Here is a 20057-nt window from a genome sequence, read left to right as displayed (position 1 = left end):
CCCTATGATTCGCGAAGAATTCCTGCGTCTGGCCGCTGACGGCTACAACCGCATCCCGCTGGCCTGTGAAACCCTGGCCGACTTCGACACGCCGCTGTCGATCTACCTGAAACTGGCCGACCAGCCCAACTCCTACCTGCTCGAATCGGTGCAGGGCGGCGAGAAATGGGGCCGTTACTCGATCATCGGCCTGCCGTGCCGCACCGTGCTGCGGGTTCACGATCATCACGTCAGCATCACCGTCGATGGCGTCGAGACCGAAAGCCACGACGTCGAAGACCCGTTGGCTTTCGTTGAAACCTTCAAGGCCCGCTACAACGTGCCGACCATCGCCGGTCTGCCGCGTTTCAACGGTGGCCTTGTGGGTTACTTCGGTTACGACTGCGTGCGCTATGTAGAGAAGCGCCTCGGCAAATGCCCGAACCCGGATCCGCTGGGCGTGCCGGACATCCTGCTGATGGTTTCCGATGCGGTGGTGGTGTTCGACAACCTCGCCGGCAAGATGCACGCGATCGTGCTGGCCGATCCGGCGCAGGCCGATGCCTACGAGCAGGGCCAGGCGCAATTGCAGCAACTGCTGGAAAAACTGCGTCAGCCGATCACCCCGCGCCGTGGCCTGGACTTCAGCAAGCAGCAGGCCGCCGAGCCGGTGTTCCGCTCCAGTTTCACTCAGGACGACTACGAAAAAGCCGTCGACACCATCAAGGAATACATCCTCGCCGGTGACTGCATGCAGGTCGTGCCGTCCCAGCGCATGTCGATCGACTTCAAGGCGGCACCCATCGATCTGTACCGCGCGCTGCGTTGCTTCAACCCGACCCCCTACATGTACTTCTTCAACTTCGGCGATTTCCATGTCGTCGGCAGTTCGCCGGAAGTGCTGGTGCGGGTCGAAGACAACCTGATCACCGTACGCCCGATTGCCGGCACCCGTCCTCGCGGGGCTACCGAAGAGGCGGACGTGGCGCTGGAAGAAGACCTGCTGTCGGACGACAAGGAGATTGCCGAGCACCTGATGCTGATCGACCTCGGACGCAACGACACCGGTCGCGTTTCGGAAATCGGTTCGGTGAAGCTCACCGAGAAGATGGTCATCGAGCGTTATTCCAACGTGATGCACATCGTGTCCAACGTGACCGGTCAGTTGAAAACCGGGCTGACGGCGATGGACGCGCTGCGGGCTATCCTGCCGGCGGGTACCTTGTCCGGCGCACCGAAGATCCGCGCGATGGAAATCATCGACGAGCTGGAGCCGGTCAAGCGTGGTGTGTATGGCGGTGCGGTCGGCTACTTCGCCTGGAACGGCAACATGGACACTGCGATTGCGATCCGTACCGCCGTGATCAAGAACGGCGAACTGCACGTGCAGGCCGGTGGCGGTATCGTCGCTGACTCGGTGCCGGCGCTGGAATGGGAAGAAACCATCAACAAGCGCCGGGCAATGTTCCGCGCTGTTGCGCTGGCCGAGCAAACCCCGGACTGAGTGATTGATGATTCAGCCACAAAAAAACGCGGCGCCTGTGAGGGCGTCGCGTTTTTTTGTGGCCTGCGAATCAGAAGTCGAGCGCTACGCCGACGTTGATCCCTTGCTGGGTGAAGTCGTCATCCTTGCGGATGTCGTAGCTGGCGCGCAATGCCAGGTCCTTGGTGAGGTTGTGGCTCACGCCCAGGTTCAGGCGGTTCAGGTTGGTTTGAGGGGCGTAGCCGGCCAGGGTGTAGCGGTTGTTCGGCAGGCTGTTGAGGTTCATCGTCACATTCTGGGTGTCGTCGTTGTACTCGCGCTCATGGGCGAATTCGCCGAACACCTGGGTCTGCGAGGTGATCTGATACTTGCCCTGGATCCCGAGGCCGAGACGCCGGGAAATGCGCGACTGGTCATCGAACGTCAGTGCGGTGGAGTCGGCGCCGTTTTCCGAATATCCATCGACTTCAACCTTGGCAAAGTCGGCACTGACGAACGGAGACAGATGCCATGGGCTGCTCGCTTGCGGCGCAATGTCGTAACCCACGCGTCCGCTGAAGGCCAGAACATAACCGTCGGTATCGCCTTTCTCGCCGCGCTCGTTGACCCCCAGCTGGAATTTGCGTTTGAGGCTGTCGTAATCCAGATGCCCGGCGGTCACTGCGGCATCACCCCACCAGCGGTTCTGCTGATACTGGGCGAACGCGGTGCCCAGATAAGTGTTCAGCTTGTAGTCCGAATCATTGTCGCCGGCCTCGAGTTTCTGGTTGTAGAAACCCGCCGCCACGCCCACGCGCCACGCGTCGTTGAGACGGTAGCTGCCGCCGATGTTCAGGTTGTAACCGTTGCCGTCGGCGCTGGCGCCGCTGCGCTGGCTATCGAAATCCTGATGCTGGCCGCCACCGGCGACAATCGCCCGCCATTGGCCAACGGCCTGCCAGTTTTCCCAATCCGCCAGCCACTGGTTACGCAATTCGTCCTGATGCGAACGCAAGGTGCCTTGAGCCATTTGCGGTAACAGGGTTGCTTCCCATGGCGCGGCCAGCAGCGAATAAGCGTAATCGGCAATCAGGCGCTGCCCGGCCTCGGTCGGGTGGACGGCGTCGTTGTAGATCAGCTTGGTCGGGTCCGGGGTGGCGCTGTTGATCCCGTATCGGGCGTTCTCGGTACAGCCGCTGCCGCTGAAGCAGGTGCCGACCAGGTTCTGGTCAGTGGCCAGGCCGAACTGCGCCGGATTGGCGAATGCCTCTTTGAGCAGAACCGGAACGTTCAGCGGAATGACGTTGGCGTTGACGCTCTGCAACTGGCTGACCAGTTCGGTATTGAACTGGGCGCTGAGTTGCGAGGTGAAGGCTTGCAGCGGCGAGCCGTTGATGGCCGGTGTCAGGCCGATGTCCGGCAACAGCCAGACCATGATGTAACGGGCGCCGGCACCTTGCAGTGTGCGTACGCTGTCGACCAGTCGATCGGCGGCGGCATTCGCCTGAGGAAGACTGGTGACGCGACCCTGAAGGAAGTCGTTGCCGCCCCCGGTCAGGTAATACAGGGCATTCGGGTCGGCACGGAAGCCGTTCGACGGCAGGTAACCGGCGCGGGTGCGTTCGCCAGTGGCGGACTGGCTGGTGATCGAGTCGAGAATCTGGTCGGTGCGGTAGCCGCCCACGGCCCAGTTATTGCCATCCGGCAAGCCTTGGTCGGGACGTACGGTAGACGACGAGGCGGCGGTCTGGTCCGGTGTGAAGCCGAGGCGGCCGCCGAGCAATTGGGTGGCGTTGAGCGAATAGAACTCACCGCTGCCGTCCTGATAGTTCGGCCCCGTGCGGTTGGTGAAGCGTTTGCCCGATCCGGCGGGGCCGCCGCTGTCGGTGAAGGTTCCCGCGTCGCTGAGGCTGTCGCCGAAAACCACGAAATTCGAATAAGGATTGGGTGCGGCGTTCGCCTGGGCGCAGGCGATTGCGAGCAGGCATCCGGCGAGCGGTACAAACAATGTCTGTTTGATCATGAGCAGTCCGTTTATTTATTGTTGTAGTGAACGAAACGACAGTACCAAAAACTTCCGGCGTTTTGCCATCGGTCGTCAACCCTCCCATTGTTTTATCCCCCGCGGCCCCGGCCATATTGCACGCTCCGCCCAGCTAAGTTACTGTGCCGAAACGTATGAACGAGACCTTCCCCGTGTTGATCACCAGCAAACTTCTGGATCAAGTCATCAAGGCACACGCCCGCTGGCGTTGGCGCGCCTGAATCTTTTCTGCCGGCCCCGCCGGATCTGTATCGCTTTGCCTTCCTTGCCCCTTTGAAATGCCGCTGTGCCGATGCGACCTGCGCGTCCGCCAGTGTGCAGCGCTCTGGCAAGTCATCCGAAGGCTGTTTTCAAGTCAGAATTCAAGAGGTTCGAAACGCCATGTTGCTGATGATCGACAACTACGACTCCTTTACTTACAACGTTGTGCAATACCTCGGCGAGCTGGGAGCCGAGGTCAAAGTGGTGCGCAACGACGAATTGACCATCGCCGAAATCGAAGCGCTCAACCCTGAGCGGATCGTTGTGTCCCCAGGCCCGTGTACGCCGACCGAAGCCGGCATTTCCATCGAAGCCATCAAGCACTTTGCCGGCAAACTGCCGATCCTCGGCGTCTGCCTCGGCCACCAGTCCATCGGCCAGGCCTTTGGCGGGGATGTCGTCCGCGCCCGACAGGTGATGCACGGTAAGACTAGCCCGGTATTTCACGAGGACAAGGGCGTGTTTGCCGGTCTGAACCGCCCGCTGACCGTCACCCGCTATCATTCCCTGATCGTCAAACACGAAACGTTGCCCGATTGCCTGGAGCTGACCGCGTGGACTCAGCACGATGACGGCTCGGTCGACGAAATCATGGGCCTGCGTCACAAAACCCTGAACATCGAGGGCGTACAGTTCCACCCGGAATCGATCCTCACCGAACAGGGCCATGAACTGTTCGCCAACTTCCTCAAACAAACTGGCGGCACGCGCTAAGGACTTTCCATGAATATCAAGACAGCCCTGAGCCGTATCGTCGATCACCTCGACCTCAGCACCGAGGAAATGCGCGACGTGATGCGCGAAATCATGACCGGCCAATGCACGGACGCGCAGATCGGCGCGTTCATGATGGCCATGCGCATGAAGAGCGAAAGCATCGACGAAATCGTCGGTGCTGTGTCGGTGATGCGCGAGCTGGCGGACAAGGTCGAACTCCAGACCCTCGACCGCGTGGTCGACGTGGTCGGCACCGGCGGTGACGGCGCGAACATTTTCAACGTGTCGACCGCATCGTCCTTTGTGGTCGCCGCGGCGGGTTGCACCGTGGCCAAACACGGTAACCGTGCAGTGTCGGGCAAGAGCGGCAGCGCCGATCTGCTGGAGGCCGCCGGCATCTACCTCAACCTGACCCCGGTTCAGGTGGCGCGCTGCATCGACAACGTCGGCATCGGTTTCATGTTTGCCCAGACTCACCACAAAGCCATGAAGTACGCTGCCGGCCCGCGTCGCGATCTCGGCCTGCGTACCTTGTTCAACATGCTCGGCCCGCTTACGAATCCGGCCGGTGTGAAACATCAGGTGGTGGGCGTGTTCACGCCTGCGCTGTGCCGGCCGTTGGCTGAAGTCTTGCAGCGTCTTGGCAGTAAACACGTGCTGGTGGTGCATTCGAAGGATGGTCTGGACGAATTCAGTCTGGCGGCACCCACCTTTGTTGCCGAGTTGAAGGACGATCAAATCACCGAATATTGGGTCGAACCGGAAGATCTGGGCATGAAGAGCCAGAGCCTGCACGGTCTGTCGGTCGAAGGCCCGGAAGCCTCGCTGGCGCTGATCCGCGATGCACTGGGCAAGCGCAAGACCGAGAACGGTCAGAAGGCTGCCGAAATGATCGTGCTCAATGCCGGTGCGGCGCTGTATGCAGCCGATCTGGCGACAAGTCTGAAAGAGGGCGTGGCTCTGGCCCACGACGCTCTGCACACCGGTCTTGCTCGGGAAAAACTCGAGGAGTTGGGTGCCTTTACCGCGGTATTCAAAGTGGAGAATGAGGGATGAGTGTACCGACGGTTCTGGAAAACATTCTGGCCCGCAAGGTTCAGGAAGTCGCCGAGCGTAGCGCCCGTGTGAGCCTGAGCGAGCTGGAAAGTCTGGCCAAGGCGGCCGATGCACCCCGTGGTTTTGCCCAGGCATTGCTGGCGCAGGCCAAGAAGAAACAACCGGCAGTGATTGCCGAAATCAAGAAGGCATCGCCGAGCAAGGGCGTGATCCGCGAGGACTTCGTTCCCGCCGACATCGCCAAAAGTTACGAGAAGGGCGGGGCGACCTGCCTGTCGGTGCTGACCGATATCGACTACTTCCAGGGCGCCGATGTTTACCTGCAACAGGCCCGCGCCGCGTGCTCGCTGCCGGTGATCCGCAAGGACTTCATGATCGATCCGTATCAGATCGTCGAAGCCCGTGCCCTTGGCGCCGATTGCGTGCTGTTGATCGTCGCTGCGCTGGATGACGTGAAAATGGCTGAACTGGCGTCAGTCGCCAAAGACGTCGGCCTCGACGTGTTGGTGGAAGTGCACGACGGCGACGAGCTGGAGCGCGCGTTGAAAACCCTCGACACGCCACTGGTCGGGGTCAACAACCGCAATCTGCACACCTTTGATGTCAGTCTGGAAACCACCCTCGACCTGCTGCCACGCATTCCGCGCGATCGGCTGGTGGTCACCGAGAGCGGGATCCTCAATCGTGCCGATGTCGAACTGATGGAAATCAGCGATGTTTACGCGTTCCTGGTCGGCGAAGCGTTCATGCGCGCCGAAAGCCCGGGCATCGAACTGCAGCGTCTGTTCTTCCCGGAACGCGGCGTCCCGGTGAGCGGTTCGACCCTCGACTGATCGAGTCTTCGCAGGCGCCCGGCCCTTGATGGAGCGGGCTTGCCCGCGAAGGCGGCATAAGATTCACCTCAGACTCAGCGTCCTATGGAAACCTTATGATCCCCACCTCCCTGACCATCGAAGCCGGTCTGCAAGCCGAACAGGATCTTCTGGCCTCAGTCTGCGCTGGTGATGCCGAATCTGGTCTGCTTTTTTGGCAACCCAGCGACCGTGCTTTGGTCATGCCGCGCCGTTTGAATCGCTTGCCCGGATTCGATCACGCCTGCGAAGTCTCCGCTGCTGCCGGTTGGCCGGTGCTGTTGCGTGAAACCGGCGGCGAACCTGTTCCGCAATCGGCTTCCACCATCAACATTGCACTGGTCTATGCGCCGCCTCGCAGCGAAGGCGATCTGAACCGCATCGAAACCGGTTATCGGCGGTTGTGCGACCCGATCTGCGAGTTGCTGGATGAGTTGGGTGGCACTTCGTCGTTGGGTGAAATCGACGGGGCGTTCTGCGATGGGCGCTTCAACGTCAATCTCGACGGTCGCAAGATGGTCGGCACCGCCCAGCGCTGGCGTCAGAGTCAGGGCGGTCAGCGTCCGGTGGGGTTGGTTCACGGTGCGATGCTGGTGGATGACGAGCGTGAGTCGATGGTCGCGGCGGTCAACCGCTTCAACGAAGCGTGTGGTCTGGAGCATCGGGTACGTGCCGCCAGCCACATCGCTCTGCATGAAAAATTCCCCGCGCCCCATGCCTTGGCACGTCTCGATGAACTCTTTCGTTTGATGCTGGCGCAGATCTACGCCGGCTGAGCTTTGGAACTCAGCGAGTGCCGAAGACCACCATGGTCTTGCCTTTCACATCCACCAGGTTGCGCTCCTCAAGATCCTTGAGCACGCGACCGACCATCTCTCGCGAGCAACCGACAATCCGGCCGATTTCCTGACGGGTCACCTTGATCTGCATGCCGTCGGGGTGGGTCATGGCGTCCGGTTGTTTGCACAGCTCGAGCAAACAGCGAGCGACACGGCCGGTGACGTCGAAGAACGCCAGGTCGCCGACCTTGCGCGTGGTATTGCGCAGGCGTTGTGCGATTTGTCCGCTGAGGACGTAAAGAATGTCTGGATCCTGTTGCGACAGTTCGCGGAACTTGGCGTAGCTGATTTCCGCGACTTCGCATTCAACCTTGGCCCGCACCCAGGCGCTGCGCTGTTGTTCCTGGCCGGCTTCTTCGAACAAGCCCAGCTCACCGAAGAAGTCCCCGGCGTTCAGGTACGCGATGATCATCTCGCGGCCGTCGTCATCCTCGATCAGGATCGTGACCGAGCCGCGGATGATGAAGTACAGCGTGTCGGAGCGATCCCCGGCGCAGATGATGTTGCTCTTGGCCGCATGACGTCGGCGCTGGCAATGCATCAGCAACTTGTCGAGGTTCTTGATTTTGGGTGTGGGGGTAATACCAACCATGGTTGTATCCCGAAAAGACTGCACGGTTATATTTGGTTTTTATATGAGGCGCTGAGGCGGTCGCTCCACAGTCTGGCTAGGGCGCCAGCGAATTGGCGCCAGCTTACCAGACACTTCGTCGAAATTTCGAGAAATCACCTACGTCAAAGGTGCATTTGTCCTAGGAACCTGCTCGCTGTCCGGGCTGGGCCCTGTGCTAAGCTGGCGACCCTTTTTTCTACAGTGGAGTCTTGGCGATGAAGGCACGCATCCAATGGGCTGGCGAAGCCATGTTCCTCGGCGAATCCGGCAGCGGTCATGTCGTGGTCATGGACGGTCCGCCGGACGCCGGTGGTCGTAACCTGGGTGTCCGCCCGATGGAAATGCTCCTGCTGGGTGTCGGCGGTTGCAGTAATTTCGACGTGGTCAGCATTCTGAAGAAGTCCCGTCAGGCCGTTGAAAGCTGCGAGGCCTTTCTGGAAGCCGAGCGCGCGACCGAAGATCCGAAAGTGTTCACCAAGATCCACATGCACTTTGTGGTCAAGGGGCGTGGTCTGAAAGAAGCCCAGGTCAAGCGCGCTATCGAACTGTCTGCCGAGAAGTATTGCTCGGCCTCGATCATGCTCGGCGCGGCCGGTGTAGCGATCACCCACGACTACGAAATCGTCGAACTCGGCTGAGCCGACACTCAACTATCATAAAAGCAGTGCAGACTCTGGCGATCCCCCGCTGACGTCTGCATAATGCGCCACTTTTTTCAGGGCAGTGATCAGTCAACCGACGGGTCATCCGCCTGAACAGATAACCAAAATCGCCATCGCGAAGAGGTGTTAACCGTCCTACGCAGGTGCGTTGTTCGCACTTGACGGGCATGCTTGATCACGCGGCCGTGCCGCATACATAGAGAGTTTTTAACGGTGAAAAGCAAACTCAAGCTCCACGGGTTCAATAACCTGACAAAGACCTTGAGCTTCAACATCTATGACATCTGCTACGCGGAAACCCCGCAAGACCAGCAGGCTTACGTCGAGTACATCAATCAAGAGTACAACGCCGAACGCCTGACGCAGATCCTCACGGAAGTTGTCGAAATCATTGGTGCCAACATTCTGAACATTGCGAGTCAGAACTATGAGCCTCAGGGTGCCAGCGTCACGATTCTGATCTCGGAAGAGCCGGTGACCCCGACCGAAAGCCAGATCGAAGAGTCCCCGGGCCCGTTGCCCGAAATCATCCTGGCCCACCTCGACAAGAGCCACATCACGGTGCACACCTACCCGGAAATCCATCCGGACGCCGGTATCGCGACTTTCCGTGTGGACATCGACGTGTCGACCTGTGGTGTCATTTCACCGCTCAAAGCACTCAATTTCCTCATTCACCAGTTCGATTCGGACATCGTGACCGTGGATTACCGTGTGCGCGGCTTCACCCGTGACGTTGAAGGCAACAAGCATTTCATCGACCACGAGATCAACTCGATCCAGAACTACCTCTCCGAAGACACCCGCGACGCGTACCAGATGACCGACGTGAACGTGTATCAGGAAAACCTGTTCCACACCAAAATGCTGCTGAAGAACTTCGAACTGGACAACTACCTGTTCGGCGATGCCACCAGCAACCTGTCTTCCGAGCAACGCGCTCAGGTGACCGAGCGTGTGAAACACGAAATGCTGGAAATCTTCTACGCGCGCAATATGCCGAGCTAAGAAATCCGGGCACAAAAAAAGGCGACTGCTTTGCGGCAGTCGCCTTTTTTGTGGGCGTTTTTCAGATCCGGTAAGTGCTCTTGGTCATCACTTTGGCCAGCAGGCTCATGCCGAACTTCACCGGCGCCGGGAAACGGAAACCACCGGCCTCCAGTGCACTCTCCGCATGATGTTCTTCATCTATACGCATCTGCTCCAGAATCGCCCGGGATTTTTCGTCCTCGGCCGGCAGTTGCTCAAGATGCTCGTTCAGATGTTTGCAGACTTGATGCTCGGTGGCGGCGACAAATCCGAGGCTGACCTTGTCGCTGATCAACCCGGCGACTGCGCCGATGCCGAACGACATGCCATAGAACAGCGGATTGAGCACGCTGGTGTGGCTGCCCAACTGGTGAATGCGCTGTTCGCACCAGACCAGATGATCGATCTCTTCTTCAGCCGCATGCTCCATGGCCTCGCGCACCTGCGGCAACTTGGCGGTCAGGGCCTGGCCCTGATACAGCGCCTGGGCGCAGACTTCACCGGTGTGGTTGATGCGCATCAGGCCGGCGACGTGGCGGGTGTCTTCATCGCTCATCTGCACATCGGGCTGCACGATTGCCGGCGACGGACGGTACGGCTGGCCGCTGAATGGCAGCAAGGTACGCATCGCGGCATCGGCTTGCAGCAGAAGACGATCAATGGGCGAGTAGTGACGTTGGGTAGTCATGCTGACCTCCGGGAGGAATCTCGGCGGCCAGTTTAACTGAATCGGCCGGGGAAGGTTTGCGCTGGGTCATGTGGGAGCAGGGCGCTCCCACCGATCTCTGGGTTCAATCAGCCCGGAGGCCAGTTCATCTGGCGTTGACCGAGCACGTGCATGTGAATGTGGTAGACAGTCTGCCCGCCCATTTCATTGCAGTTCATCACCACCCGGAAGCCTTCCTCGCAACCCAGCTCCAGCGCCAGACGCTGAGCGGTAAACAGGATGTGCCCGGCCAGTGCCTTGTCGTCTTCGGTCAGGTCGTTGAGAGTGCGCACCGGTTTCTTCGGGATCACCAGAAAATGCACCGGTGCCTGTGGGGCGATGTCGTGGAACGCCAGAACCTGGTCGTCCTCGTAGATGATCTTCGCCGGGATTTCCCGGTTGATGATCTTGGTGAACAGAGTATCCACAGCTGTTTTCTCCGTTGTTTAAGCTGGCCTGAGTGTACCCACGAGGGCACACCGCGCCCAGTCATTTGCCTGCCGGCCCTTCAGCGCGGGCAGTAAGCCTTGTTGACCATGCCGACAATTGTGCGATTGAGCCAGCGCGAACCGAGCCGGGGCAGAAAGGCGAACCAGCGGTTTCGGCGTCCGGGAATGATGATCGCGCGGTTTTTCTCCAGGGCGCGCACGGTATACAGCGCGACTTCCTCGGGACTCATCAGCAATTTGCTGGCGTTGAGCTTGTCGTTGTTCAGTTGTGCCGTGCTGAAGAACGCGGTGCGAGTCGGGCCGGGGCAGAGAACCGACACCTTGACCGCGCATTTCTTCAGTTCCACTCGAAGTGCTTCCGAGAAGTGCAGGACATACGCCTTGCTGGCGTAGTAGGTGCTCATCCACGGCCCGGGGTTGAAAGCCGCCACCGACGCGACATTGAGAATCTGCCCGCCGCCCTGCAACGCCATGCTGTTGCCGATGGCATGGCAGAGGCGGGTAAGGGCGAGGATGTTCACTTCGATCAGGTCCTGTTCGGTCATCCAGTCCTGGGCAAGGAACGGGCCGCAAGTACCGATGCCGGCACAGTTGACCAATAGATCGATCTGCCGGTCGCCTTCTTCGAGCTCCAGCAGAAAACCGGACAGGCGCAGCGGCTCACCGAGATCACAGGCGCGGAACAGCACTTCCACGCCGAAGCGTTGAGTCAGTTCAATCGCGATGCTTTCCAGCTGATCACGCTGTCGGGCCACCAGAATCAGGCTGCGGCCACGGCGCGCCAGGGCTTCGGCCATGGCCAGGCCGATGCCACTGGAGGCGCCGGTGATCAGAGCGTAACGGGTCATGCAAATCTCCATCGCAACAGCGCCGCGCCGTGGACGCAGGTGTCACGGCGGGGAGCGTTGTTCATTCTTTCGCAGAGTCTACAGGGGCGAGGGCGGCTTCGGCTGCATCGTCTGCCGAATTCGCGGCGGGCTCGACTTCGACATCGATTTCATCGGTGTTCACCGAACCGCTCTCGTAGCTGCTTTCAAGGCTGCTTTCATATTCCTGCTGGATGGCAGTGATCCCGCCCAGCATGCCACCCACAAAGAACAACCCGATAAACACGATCCACAGCGAACACAGCACTTTGACTGCCGTGCTGTTCGGCGGCGGCGGCGGGCCATAGCGGTTGGCGCCGGTATTGCCCGGCACGACCATGATCACCAGCGGGAAGAAACTGCCCACGAATGGAACGAGGGTCAGCAGCCACAGCCATCCCGACCAGCCGATATCGTGCAAGCGCTGAATGCTGAACAGGATGCCAATGATCGCGAAGGCCAGAAACAGGAAGAAGGCGAGGAGACCGCCGATGATCAGGCCGGTCGTCGAGTCGGCGCTGACCAGGCCCAGGCCGATTAGCGCGAACACGCTGACGATTGGCAGGGTTACCAGGCTCAACACCATCGACCATGCCAGATAACGCAAGCGGCCGATCCTGCCTTCAGCACCGAACGGCTTCAGCGGCGCAAATGCCGGCAGGTTTTCGCCGACGGCGGCGCGAGGGGGCGCATAAGGCGAATCAGGCTCCGCGACGGCAGCGCTTTGCTCGTGGACATCCGACAGATTCAGTTCGATGGGCGTTTCCGCTTCGATCCGGGCATCGATCCCGGTCTTGCTCAGCGCTTGCAGATAAGTCTGCGCATCGCTATGCGAAAGATCACGCTTGAGCGCGACGGTGCGGCCATTGAACAGGCGCTCGATGGCGGCGACATCGCTTTTGAACAGATTGGCCAGGTTGAGCTTGGCCGTGGTGATGTCGACGCCAGGCTGGAGCGCGCCGTCGAAAACGATCTTGTAACGGGGTTCGCTCATGGCCGAGGCATCCTTGTCGCGAGATAAATTGAAGGGGGGCAGTCAGTGTGAGGCCGGTCAGGCAGCGACCGGCCGGGTTTCATTCAGCGCGGCCAGCGTTTCGGCAGTTGCGCTGCGTGCTCCAGGGCCTGGCGGTATTCAGCATCGAGACGCGTCACCAGTTGATCCACGCCTGGCAGATCATCGATCTGCCCTACGCCCTGGCCCGCTGACCACACGGTTTTCCAGGCCTTGGCTTCGTCGTTGATCGGCTTGAGCTTGTCGCCGAAATTGACTTCACCCTTGCCTTGCAGGGCTGCCATGTCGAAACCGGCGGCCTCCAGGCTTTGGCGCATGAAACTGGCCGGAACACCGGACACGGCAGGAGTATGAATGATGTCGGCTGCTTTGGCAGTCAGCAGCATCTCCTTGTAGGCGTCAGGCGCATGACTTTCAGTGGTGCCGATAAATCGCGTGCCGAGGTAGGCCAGATCCGCGCCGAGCAGTTGTGCGGCGAGAATCTCATGCCCATGGTTCAAACATCCTGCAAGCAACAGGGTCTTGTCGAAGAACTCGCGGATCTCGGCGATCAGCGAGAACGGGCTCCAGGTGCCGGCGTGCCCACCGGCGCCGGCTGCGACGGCGATCAAACCATCCACACCGGCCTCGGCGGCTTTTTCTGCGTGGCGGCGGGTCGTCACGTCATGGAAGACCAGGCCGCCGTAACTGTGCACGGCGTCTACCACTTCCTTCACCGCGCCGAGGCTGGTGATGACGATAGGTACCTTGTGCTCGACGCAGATGTTCAGATCCGCCTCAAGGCGTGGATTGCTCTTGTGAACAATCAGATTCACGGCATAAGGCGCCGGGTTCTCGAGTGTCGCCAGTCCCGCTTCGATCTGCTCCAGCCAGGCCTTGAACCCGCTGCTTTCGCGTTGGTTCAGCGCCGGGAAGCTGCCAACCACGCCGTTGCGGCAACAAGCCAGCACCAGTTCAGGATTGGAGATCAGGAACATCGGCGCTGCCACCACAGGCAGACGCAGACGTTGTTCGAGCAGAGCGGGCAGCGACATCGGAAGTACCCCGGAAAGTTGTATTTGTTGAAGTTAGAACGGCTTGACCACGACCAGAATTACGATAGCCAGCAATATCAGAACCGGCACTTCATTGAACCAGCGATAAAAGACATGGCTGCGGGTGTTCTCGCCACGGGCAAAACGTTTTACCTGCGCGCCGCACATGTGGTGGTAACCAATCAACAGCACGACCAGGGTCAGTTTGGCGTGGATCCAGCCACCGCTGCTGAAGATGCCCGGGTTCAGGTAGATCAGCCAGCCGCCGAAGATCAGCGCGGCGATCATCGCCGGGCCCATGATGCCGCGATACAGCTTGCGCTCCATGATGCTGAAGCGTTCCTTGCTGATCGTGTCTTCACTTTGCGCGTGATAAACGAACAGTCGCGGAAGATAGAAGAGGCCGGCAAACCAGCACACGATGCTGACGATATGAAGCGCTTTGATCCATAGATAGAGCATTTTTGGTTATTCCCCAATTCACGGTAGGCCGGATAGTAGAGGCTTGAGCGTCCGCACGTCACCTTGACGGTTGTCGCAGGGGCGCGCGGCCCCTATTATCGACGGCTTTCCAGTGGGTTCGTTGAGGGCAGGTTTATGGTCAAGGTCGGTATCGTCGGCGGCACGGGTTACACCGGTGTCGAACTGCTGCGTCTGTTGGCACAGCATCCGCAGGCAGAAGTGGTGGTAATCACTTCCCGATCCGAGGCCGGTCTGGCCGTGGCTGATATGTACCCGAACCTGCGCGGTCACTATGACGGTCTGGCATTCAGCGTGCCGGACATCAAGACCCTGGGCGCTTGCGACGTGGTGTTCTTCGCCACTCCGCACGGCGTTGCCCACGCACTGGCCGGTGAATTGCTGGCGGCCGGCACCAAGGTCATAGATCTGTCGGCGGACTTCCGTCTGCAGGACGCCGATGAGTGGGCCAAGTGGTACGGCCAGCCGCACGGCGCGCCGGAGTTGCTGGACGAGGCGGTTTACGGCTTGCCGGAAGTCAATCGCGAGCAGATCAGGAAGGCGCGTCTGATTGCGGTGCCGGGTTGCTATCCGACCGCGACGCAGCTGGGTTTCCTGCCGTTGCTTGAGGCGGGCATTGCCGACGCTTCGCACCTGATCGCCGACTGCAAGTCTGGCGTCAGCGGTGCCGGTCGCGGTGCTGCCGTAGGCTCGCTGTACTCCGAGACGTCGGAAAGCATGAAGGCTTATGCGGTGAAAGGTCACCGCCACCTGCCGGAAATTCGCCAGGGACTGCGTCGTGCCGCAGGCAAGGATGTCGGTCTGACCTTTGTGCCGCACCTGACTCCGATGATCCGTGGCATTCACTCCACGCTCTACGCGACCGTGGTGGATCGCTCGGTGGATCTGCAGGCGTTGTTCGAAAAGCGTTACGCCAATGAGCCGTTCGTCGACGTGATGCCGGCTGGTAGCCACCCGGAAACGCGCAGTGTGCGTGGTGCGAACGTCTGCCGTATCGCGGTTCATCGTCCGCAGGATGGCGATCTGGTGGTGGTGCTTTCCGTGATCGACAATCTGGTCAAGGGTGCGTCGGGTCAGGCAGTGCAGAACATGAACATTCTGTTCGGGCTGGATGAGCGTCTGGGTCTGTCCCACGCGGGCATGCTGCCGTAACAGCTGATCTTGCTCGGTAAAAAGGCCCGTTTGACGGGCCTTTTTGCATTCTGATCGGTTGATCAGGTTTATTGATATACCGTAACAATAGTTGACCGATTTTCTAGGACAAGCGGATAATGCGCGTCATCACGCATTATGGCGGCGTAACGCCGGGAGATAGTCAGCATGAGCGTCGAATCCTTCACCCCCACGGCTTTGCAATTCACTCAAGGTGCCGCGCACAAGGTGAAGAGCCTGGTCGATGAAGAGGGGAATGATCGCTTGAAGCTGCGCGTATTCGTTACGGGCGGCGGTTGTTCAGGGTTTCAGTACGGCTTCACCTTCGATGAAGATGTGGCCGAGGACGATACCATTGTCGAGCGCGAAGGCGTCAGTCTGGTAGTCGATCCGATGAGCTTCCAGTACCTGGCGGGTGCCGAGGTGGATTACCAGGAAGGTCTGGAAGGTTCGCGTTTCGTGATCAAGAACCCGAATGCCACCACTACTTGTGGTTGCGGATCCTCGTTCTCGATCTGATAGCGTTTCACCCTACACAATAAAACGCCGCAGAGCCTCACGGTTCTGCGGCGTTTTGTTGTCTGGGTTTTGTCAGTTGGGGTAGATGGCGCCGAGTACGCGAAGGCCTTTGGCACCGGTAACGCTCGGGCGATTGCCGGCGATCCCTTCCAGACAGCAGTGGGCCAGCCAGGCGAAGGCCATGGCCTCGACCCAGTCCGGATCGACGCCGTGGGTCGATGTGCTGGCGACTTTGGCGTTCGGTAGCAGCCCGGCCAGGCGATTCATCAGTGTGGCGTTGTGAGCACCGCCACCGCAGACCAGCAATTCCCGAGTATCGGATTGAGCGCTTTGCAGTGAGTCGACGATTGTCAGTGCGGTGAGTTCCAGCAGCGTTGCTTGTACGTTCTCCGCCGGAAACGCTGGCAGGCGCGAAAGATGCTGCTCCAGCCAGGGCAAGTTGAAGACCTCACGACCGGTACTCTTGGGGCCTTGGGTCACGAAAAACGGATCGCTGAGCAAGGCTTTCAGCAGGGTCGGTTCAACCTTGCCGCTGGCTGCCCACTGCCCGTTGCGGTCGTAGTTCTCACCCCGTTGCTGATGAATCCAGGCATCCATCAGCACATTCCCCGGCCCACAGTCGAAACCGGCTACAGGCTTGTTCGGCTCGATCAGACTGAGATTGCTGAAACCGCCGACATTCAGGACTGCGCGGTTACCGGTACGCTCTTCGAACAACGCTTCATGAAAGGCTGGCACCAAAGGAGCGCCCTGGCCGCCCGCGGCCACATCGCGGCTGCGGAAGTCGCTGACGACGGTGATACCGGTCAGTTCAGTGAGGAGGGCGGGGTTGCCGATCTGTACGGTGAAACCACGCGCCGGCTCATGGCGAATGGTCTGGCCGTGGCTGCCGATCGCGCGAATGGCTTCAGGCTTGAGCTGTTGTTGTTCGAGCAGGGTGTGGATCCCTTGCGCGGCGAGCTTTACCCAGTTTTGCTGGGCAATCGCCGAGCGGGCGATCTCGTCAGGGCCGCTGGCGCACAAGCCAAGCAGCTCGGCGCGCAGGGTGTCAGGCATAGGGATGTAGTGCGTGGCGACCAGGTTGATCGCCGAGGATTGCTCGATCAGGGCGATGTCCAGCCCGTCGAGACTGGTGCCGGACATCACGCCGATATACAGAGCCATGACTTAACGTTTGCTCGAAGCCAGCATGGTGGCCTTTTCCTGGTCCATGCGAGCCATCAATGGCTGGCTCTGCGCCAGGAAGCGAGCGCGTTCGGATTTGGCGATCGGGTCGGCCATCGGCAGTTTCTGGCCCAATGGATCGACGTGAACACCGTTGACCTGGAACTCATAGTGCAGATGCGGACCGGTGGACAGGCCAGTGGTGCCGATGTAACCGATCACCTGGCCTTGTTTGACAGTCCCGCCGGTCTTCACGCCCTTGGCGAAACCCTGCATGTGGCCATACAGCGTACGGTACGTGTTTCCATGCTGGATGATCACGGTGTTGCCGTAACCGCCGCGACGGCCGGCCAGCAGCACTTTGCCGTCACCGGCAGCCTTGATTGGTGTACCGCGCGGCGCGGCGTAGTCAACGCCTTTGTGAGCGCGGATCTTGTTGAGGATCGGGTGTTTGCGACCCATGGAAAATTTCGAGCTGATGCGGGCGAAATCTACCGGTGTGCGGATGAACGCCTTGCGCATGCTGTTGCCGTCGGCCGTGTAGTAGCTGCTGTTGCCCTGTTTGTTGGTGTAACGCACCGCAGTGTAAGTCTTGCCGCGGTTGGTGAAGCGGGCGGACAGGATCGGACCGTTGCCAACAGCTTTGCCGTTGACCACTTTCTGTTCATAGATCACATCGAACTCATCGCCCTGGCGGATATCCTGGGCGAAATCGACGTCGTAACCAAAGACACTGGCCATGTCCATGGTCAGGCTGTGGGACAGACCTGCGCGGGCGGCGGACTGCGACAGCGAGCTGTTGATCACGCCGTGTACATAAGCAGTGCGGACAGTCGGTTTGGCAGTAACGCGGTTGAATACATAACCCTTGTCGTTCTTGGTCAGGGTGATGGTTTCAACGTCGCTGACCTTGGTGTGCAGGTTGGTCAGTTGGCCCTGTGGATTCAATTCGAATTCGAGTTTCTGGCCATGTTTGAGCTGACTGAATTGCTTGGCTTGTTTATCGCTGGCCAGCACTTCATGGACGGTCGCGGCCGGAAGGCCGACTTTCTCGAACAGTGTAGAAAGCGTATCGCCCTTGGAAACGAGCACTTCCCTGTGATTTGGAGCCTTCTTTTCTTCGACGGCCGGCGTAGGCGCAGGTGCGGCCTGAGCGGTTTCCTGGGTCTCTTCGGCGCTGTTTTCGATCTGAGCGAAAGGGGAAGCTACGGACTCATTTGTGGCTTGAATTGCGTCGGCAGCGTCTTGATCTTGTGTCAGTTGTTCAGCAGGACTTTCCAGTTCAAGGCTCAGCGTTGTCTTTTTGGCTTCGACATCACTGGATGGAAACACCAGGAGCGCCAGACTGAGAAGGGCGGCGATCCCACTTGCGGCGAGCAGGTGGGTCTTCGGGTAAAGCGGTGGCGCTTTAGACGGTTCAGTGGTCATAAGTAATTTGACTTTGAAAAAGATGAATTGGAAAAGATGAATGACATGATGAAGATGAAATAACTGTATAAAATATAACCAAATCATCTCTGAAGCAAGTCTGCGGACGCCCTGTCTGTGGATTGACGTCCGTGCGCCGGGCAAAACTTGTATTTGGTGCGCGATCTTGTATGGTTGGTTCCCTTTGAATCTGAGCCTTGCGGGTCTGTTATGAAGTCGGTTGAAGAGCAGCTAGCGCTGATTAAACGTGGTGCGGAAGAACTGTTGGTCGAGTCCGAGCTTATCGAAAAGCTCAAGCGTGGCCAGCCGCTGCGAATCAAGGCCGGCTTCGATCCAACTGCGCCTGATCTGCACCTTGGTCACACTGTGCTTATTAATAAGCTGCGCCAGTTCCAGGAATTGGGGCATCAGGTGATTTTCCTTATTGGTGATTTCACCGGGATGATTGGTGACCCGAGCGGCAAGAGCGCCACGCGTCCTCCGTTGACCCGTGAGCAGGTTCTGGAAAACGCCGAGACCTACAAGACTCAGGTGTTCAAGATTCTTGATCCGGCGAAAACCGAAGTCGCGTTCAACTCCACCTGGATGGATCAGATGGGGCCTGCGGACTTTATTCGTCTGACTTCGCAATACACCGTCGCTCGTATGCTCGAGCGTGATGACTTTGACAAGCGCTACACCACTAACCAGCCGATCGCCATTCATGAATTCCTCTATCCGCTGGTTCAGGGTTATGACTCTGTAGCATTGCGCGCTGACGTTGAGCTGGGTGGTACCGATCAGAAGTTCAACCTGCTGATGGGGCGTGAGCTGCAGCGTGGTTATGGGCAGGAAGCGCAGTGCATTCTGACGATGCCATTGCTTGAAGGTCTGGATGGCGTGAAGAAGATGTCCAAGTCGCTGGGCAACTACGTCGGTATCCAGGAAGCACCGGGTGTCATGTACAGCAAGCTGGTTTCGATTCCCGATGCGTTGATGTGGCGCTACTTCGAATTGCTCAGCTTCCGTTCGATGGATGAGATAAACGCTTTCCGCGCCGATGTTGAAGCGGGTGCTAATCCGCGTGATATCAAGATCAAGCTGGCTGAAGAGATTGTTGCGCGCTTCCATGGTGAAGAGGCTGCAGTCAATGCTCACCGTGGTGCGGGTAACCGTATGAAGGATGGCGAGCTGCCGGATGACCTGCCAGAGGTCGAGTTGACTGCGGTTGAGGATATGCCGATTGCTGCTGTTCTTAATAAGGCGGGTCTGGTGAAGAACTCGGCGGCTGCTCGTGATCTGCTGGCTTCCGGTGGTGTGCGTGTAGATGGCGAGGTGGTTGATCGTTCCTTTATATACGTACTGGGTGCGACGCACGTTTGTCAGGCGGGCAAGAAAGCTTTTGCACGGATTACGCTGAAATCTGAGTAAAGTTGAAATAAGGGGTTGACGGCGAATTTTAGATGTGTATAATTCGCCCACTTCCGGCGCAGTCGAAACGGAAAACTCCTTTAAATTCAATGAGTTAAGTAAGTTTCGACGGTGGCTCGCTTCAGTTCATCGAAGCCTGGAAGGCGTTGGAAATGCCGGTTTGCTGGCGCCTTCAGCGGTTCGATCTTCTCGGTCGAAAGCGAAGAAAAAGAGGTGTTGACAGCAGCGTGTAACGCTGTAGAATTCGCCTCCCGCTAACGAGAGATCGGAAGCGCAAGTGGTTGAAGTTGTTGAAGAAATCTTCGAAAACTTCTGAAAATAATC

At 59.0% G+C, this 20057-nt stretch carries 20 protein-coding genes and 1 pseudogene; 10 read left to right on the top strand and 11 right to left on the bottom strand.

Translation table 11 applies throughout. The features are described from left to right. Positions 1-4: 4 nt before the first annotated feature. Positions 5-1483 (top strand): anthranilate synthase component I, encoded by a 1479-nt coding sequence (gene trpE / locus CAF79_RS10420; protein ID WP_085688441.1) that lies wholly within the window; start codon positions 5-7, stop codon positions 1481-1483. A 70-nt stretch (positions 1484-1553) separates the two neighbouring features. On the opposite strand, the gene estP is transcribed toward trpE, so the two are convergent. Continuing rightward, entirely contained in the window at positions 1554-3464 is a 1911-nt protein-coding gene (estP, locus tag CAF79_RS10415; protein ID WP_085697701.1) for an esterase EstP, read from the bottom strand. 402 nt (positions 3465-3866) lie between these two features. On the opposite strand from estP, the gene CAF79_RS10410 reads away from it, so the two are divergent. The 4 genes from CAF79_RS10410 (at position 3867) to CAF79_RS10395 (ending at position 7146) form a co-directional block, all read left to right on the top strand. Further along, the gene (locus tag CAF79_RS10410; RefSeq protein ID WP_007956309.1) at positions 3867-4460 is read left to right on the top strand and encodes an aminodeoxychorismate/anthranilate synthase component II; all 594 of its coding nucleotides are present in this window, start codon (positions 3867-3869) and stop codon (positions 4458-4460) included. Between the two features lie 9 nt (positions 4461-4469). Then, the gene (trpD, locus tag CAF79_RS10405; RefSeq protein ID WP_085697700.1) at positions 4470-5519 is read left to right on the top strand and encodes an anthranilate phosphoribosyltransferase; all 1050 of its coding nucleotides are present in this window, start codon (positions 4470-4472) and stop codon (positions 5517-5519) included. Beyond that, on the top strand, positions 5516-6352 hold the full coding sequence (trpC, locus tag CAF79_RS10400; RefSeq protein WP_085697699.1) for an indole-3-glycerol phosphate synthase TrpC: 837 nt from the start codon (positions 5516-5518) through the stop codon (positions 6350-6352). The genes trpD and trpC overlap by 4 nt, the downstream gene beginning before the upstream one ends. A 95-nt stretch (positions 6353-6447) precedes the next feature. Further along, a complete protein-coding gene (locus CAF79_RS10395) occupies positions 6448-7146 on the top strand; it encodes a lipoate--protein ligase family protein (RefSeq protein ID WP_085697698.1) in 699 nt (232 codons plus the stop codon). A 10-nt stretch (positions 7147-7156) separates the two neighbouring features. Here the strand turns inward: CAF79_RS10395 and crp are convergent, their stop codons facing one another. Further along, positions 7157-7801, bottom strand: a complete 645-nt coding sequence (gene crp, locus CAF79_RS10390; RefSeq protein WP_011336190.1) for a cAMP-activated global transcriptional regulator CRP — start codon at positions 7799-7801, stop codon at positions 7157-7159. A gap of 236 nt (positions 7802-8037) precedes the next feature. On the opposite strand from crp, the gene CAF79_RS10385 reads away from it, so the two are divergent. Continuing rightward, positions 8038-8460, top strand: a complete 423-nt coding sequence (locus CAF79_RS10385) for an OsmC family protein (protein ID WP_003228794.1) — start codon at positions 8038-8040, stop codon at positions 8458-8460. A 237-nt stretch (positions 8461-8697) separates the two neighbouring features. Beyond that, positions 8698-9492, top strand: coding sequence for an adenosylmethionine decarboxylase (gene speD / locus CAF79_RS10380; RefSeq protein ID WP_007956315.1), 795 nt, complete (start codon positions 8698-8700; stop codon positions 9490-9492). Between the two features lie 61 nt (positions 9493-9553). Here speD and coq7 read toward each other — a convergent pair whose 3' ends face one another. From coq7 to hemJ, 6 genes are all read right to left on the bottom strand, one after another. Continuing rightward, on the bottom strand, positions 9554-10201 hold the full coding sequence (coq7, locus tag CAF79_RS10375) for a 2-polyprenyl-3-methyl-6-methoxy-1,4-benzoquinone monooxygenase (RefSeq protein ID WP_007956317.1): 648 nt from the start codon (positions 10199-10201) through the stop codon (positions 9554-9556). A gap of 107 nt (positions 10202-10308) precedes the next feature. Next, positions 10309-10647: a histidine triad nucleotide-binding protein gene (locus CAF79_RS10370; RefSeq protein WP_007956318.1), complete on the bottom strand. Its 339-nt coding sequence runs from the start codon at positions 10645-10647 to the stop codon at positions 10309-10311. Positions 10648-10727: 80 nt separating this feature from the next. After that, the gene (locus CAF79_RS10365) at positions 10728-11516 is read right to left on the bottom strand and encodes an SDR family oxidoreductase (RefSeq protein WP_085697697.1); all 789 of its coding nucleotides are present in this window, start codon (positions 11514-11516) and stop codon (positions 10728-10730) included. 61 nt (positions 11517-11577) lie between these two features. Continuing rightward, on the bottom strand, positions 11578-12528 hold the full coding sequence (locus CAF79_RS10360) for a DUF805 domain-containing protein (protein WP_085697696.1): 951 nt from the start codon (positions 12526-12528) through the stop codon (positions 11578-11580). Between the two features lie 83 nt (positions 12529-12611). Next, on the bottom strand, positions 12612-13580 hold the full coding sequence (locus CAF79_RS10355) for a nitronate monooxygenase family protein (protein ID WP_085697695.1): 969 nt from the start codon (positions 13578-13580) through the stop codon (positions 12612-12614). A 33-nt stretch (positions 13581-13613) separates the two neighbouring features. Continuing rightward, positions 13614-14042, bottom strand: a complete 429-nt coding sequence (gene hemJ, locus CAF79_RS10350; RefSeq protein WP_085688426.1) for a protoporphyrinogen oxidase HemJ — start codon at positions 14040-14042, stop codon at positions 13614-13616. Between the two features lie 135 nt (positions 14043-14177). Between hemJ and argC the strand changes: the two genes are divergently transcribed. Both argC and erpA read left to right on the top strand, forming a co-directional pair. After that, positions 14178-15212, top strand: coding sequence for an N-acetyl-gamma-glutamyl-phosphate reductase (gene argC, locus CAF79_RS10345; protein ID WP_011336183.1), 1035 nt, complete (start codon positions 14178-14180; stop codon positions 15210-15212). Between the two features lie 168 nt (positions 15213-15380). Next, complete coding sequence (erpA, locus tag CAF79_RS10340) at positions 15381-15731, top strand: iron-sulfur cluster insertion protein ErpA (RefSeq protein ID WP_003228776.1); 351 nt, start codon at positions 15381-15383, stop codon at positions 15729-15731. 72 nt (positions 15732-15803) lie between these two features. On the opposite strand, the gene CAF79_RS10335 is transcribed toward erpA, so the two are convergent. Beyond that, positions 15804-16895, bottom strand: a complete 1092-nt coding sequence (locus CAF79_RS10335; RefSeq protein WP_085697694.1) for an anhydro-N-acetylmuramic acid kinase — start codon at positions 16893-16895, stop codon at positions 15804-15806. Between the two features lie 3 nt (positions 16896-16898). After that, positions 16899-18323 (bottom strand): peptidoglycan DD-metalloendopeptidase family protein, encoded by a 1425-nt coding sequence (locus CAF79_RS10330; RefSeq protein ID WP_085697693.1) that lies wholly within the window; start codon positions 18321-18323, stop codon positions 16899-16901. 210 nt (positions 18324-18533) lie between these two features. Here CAF79_RS10330 and tyrS point away from each other — a divergent pair, with 210 nt between their 5' ends. Beyond that, on the top strand, positions 18534-19733 hold the full coding sequence (gene tyrS, locus CAF79_RS10325) for a tyrosine--tRNA ligase (protein WP_085697692.1): 1200 nt from the start codon (positions 18534-18536) through the stop codon (positions 19731-19733). Between the two features lie 126 nt (positions 19734-19859). Here the strand turns inward: tyrS and CAF79_RS29320 are convergent. Further along, a pseudogene (locus CAF79_RS29320) lies at positions 19860-20057 on the bottom strand (hypothetical protein); the annotation flags it as partial.

This window comes from Pseudomonas sp. B26(2017) (assembly GCF_002113045.1).
Classification (GTDB): domain Bacteria; phylum Pseudomonadota; class Gammaproteobacteria; order Pseudomonadales; family Pseudomonadaceae; genus Aquipseudomonas.
This window is presented reverse-complemented; position numbering and strand designations above follow the sequence as displayed.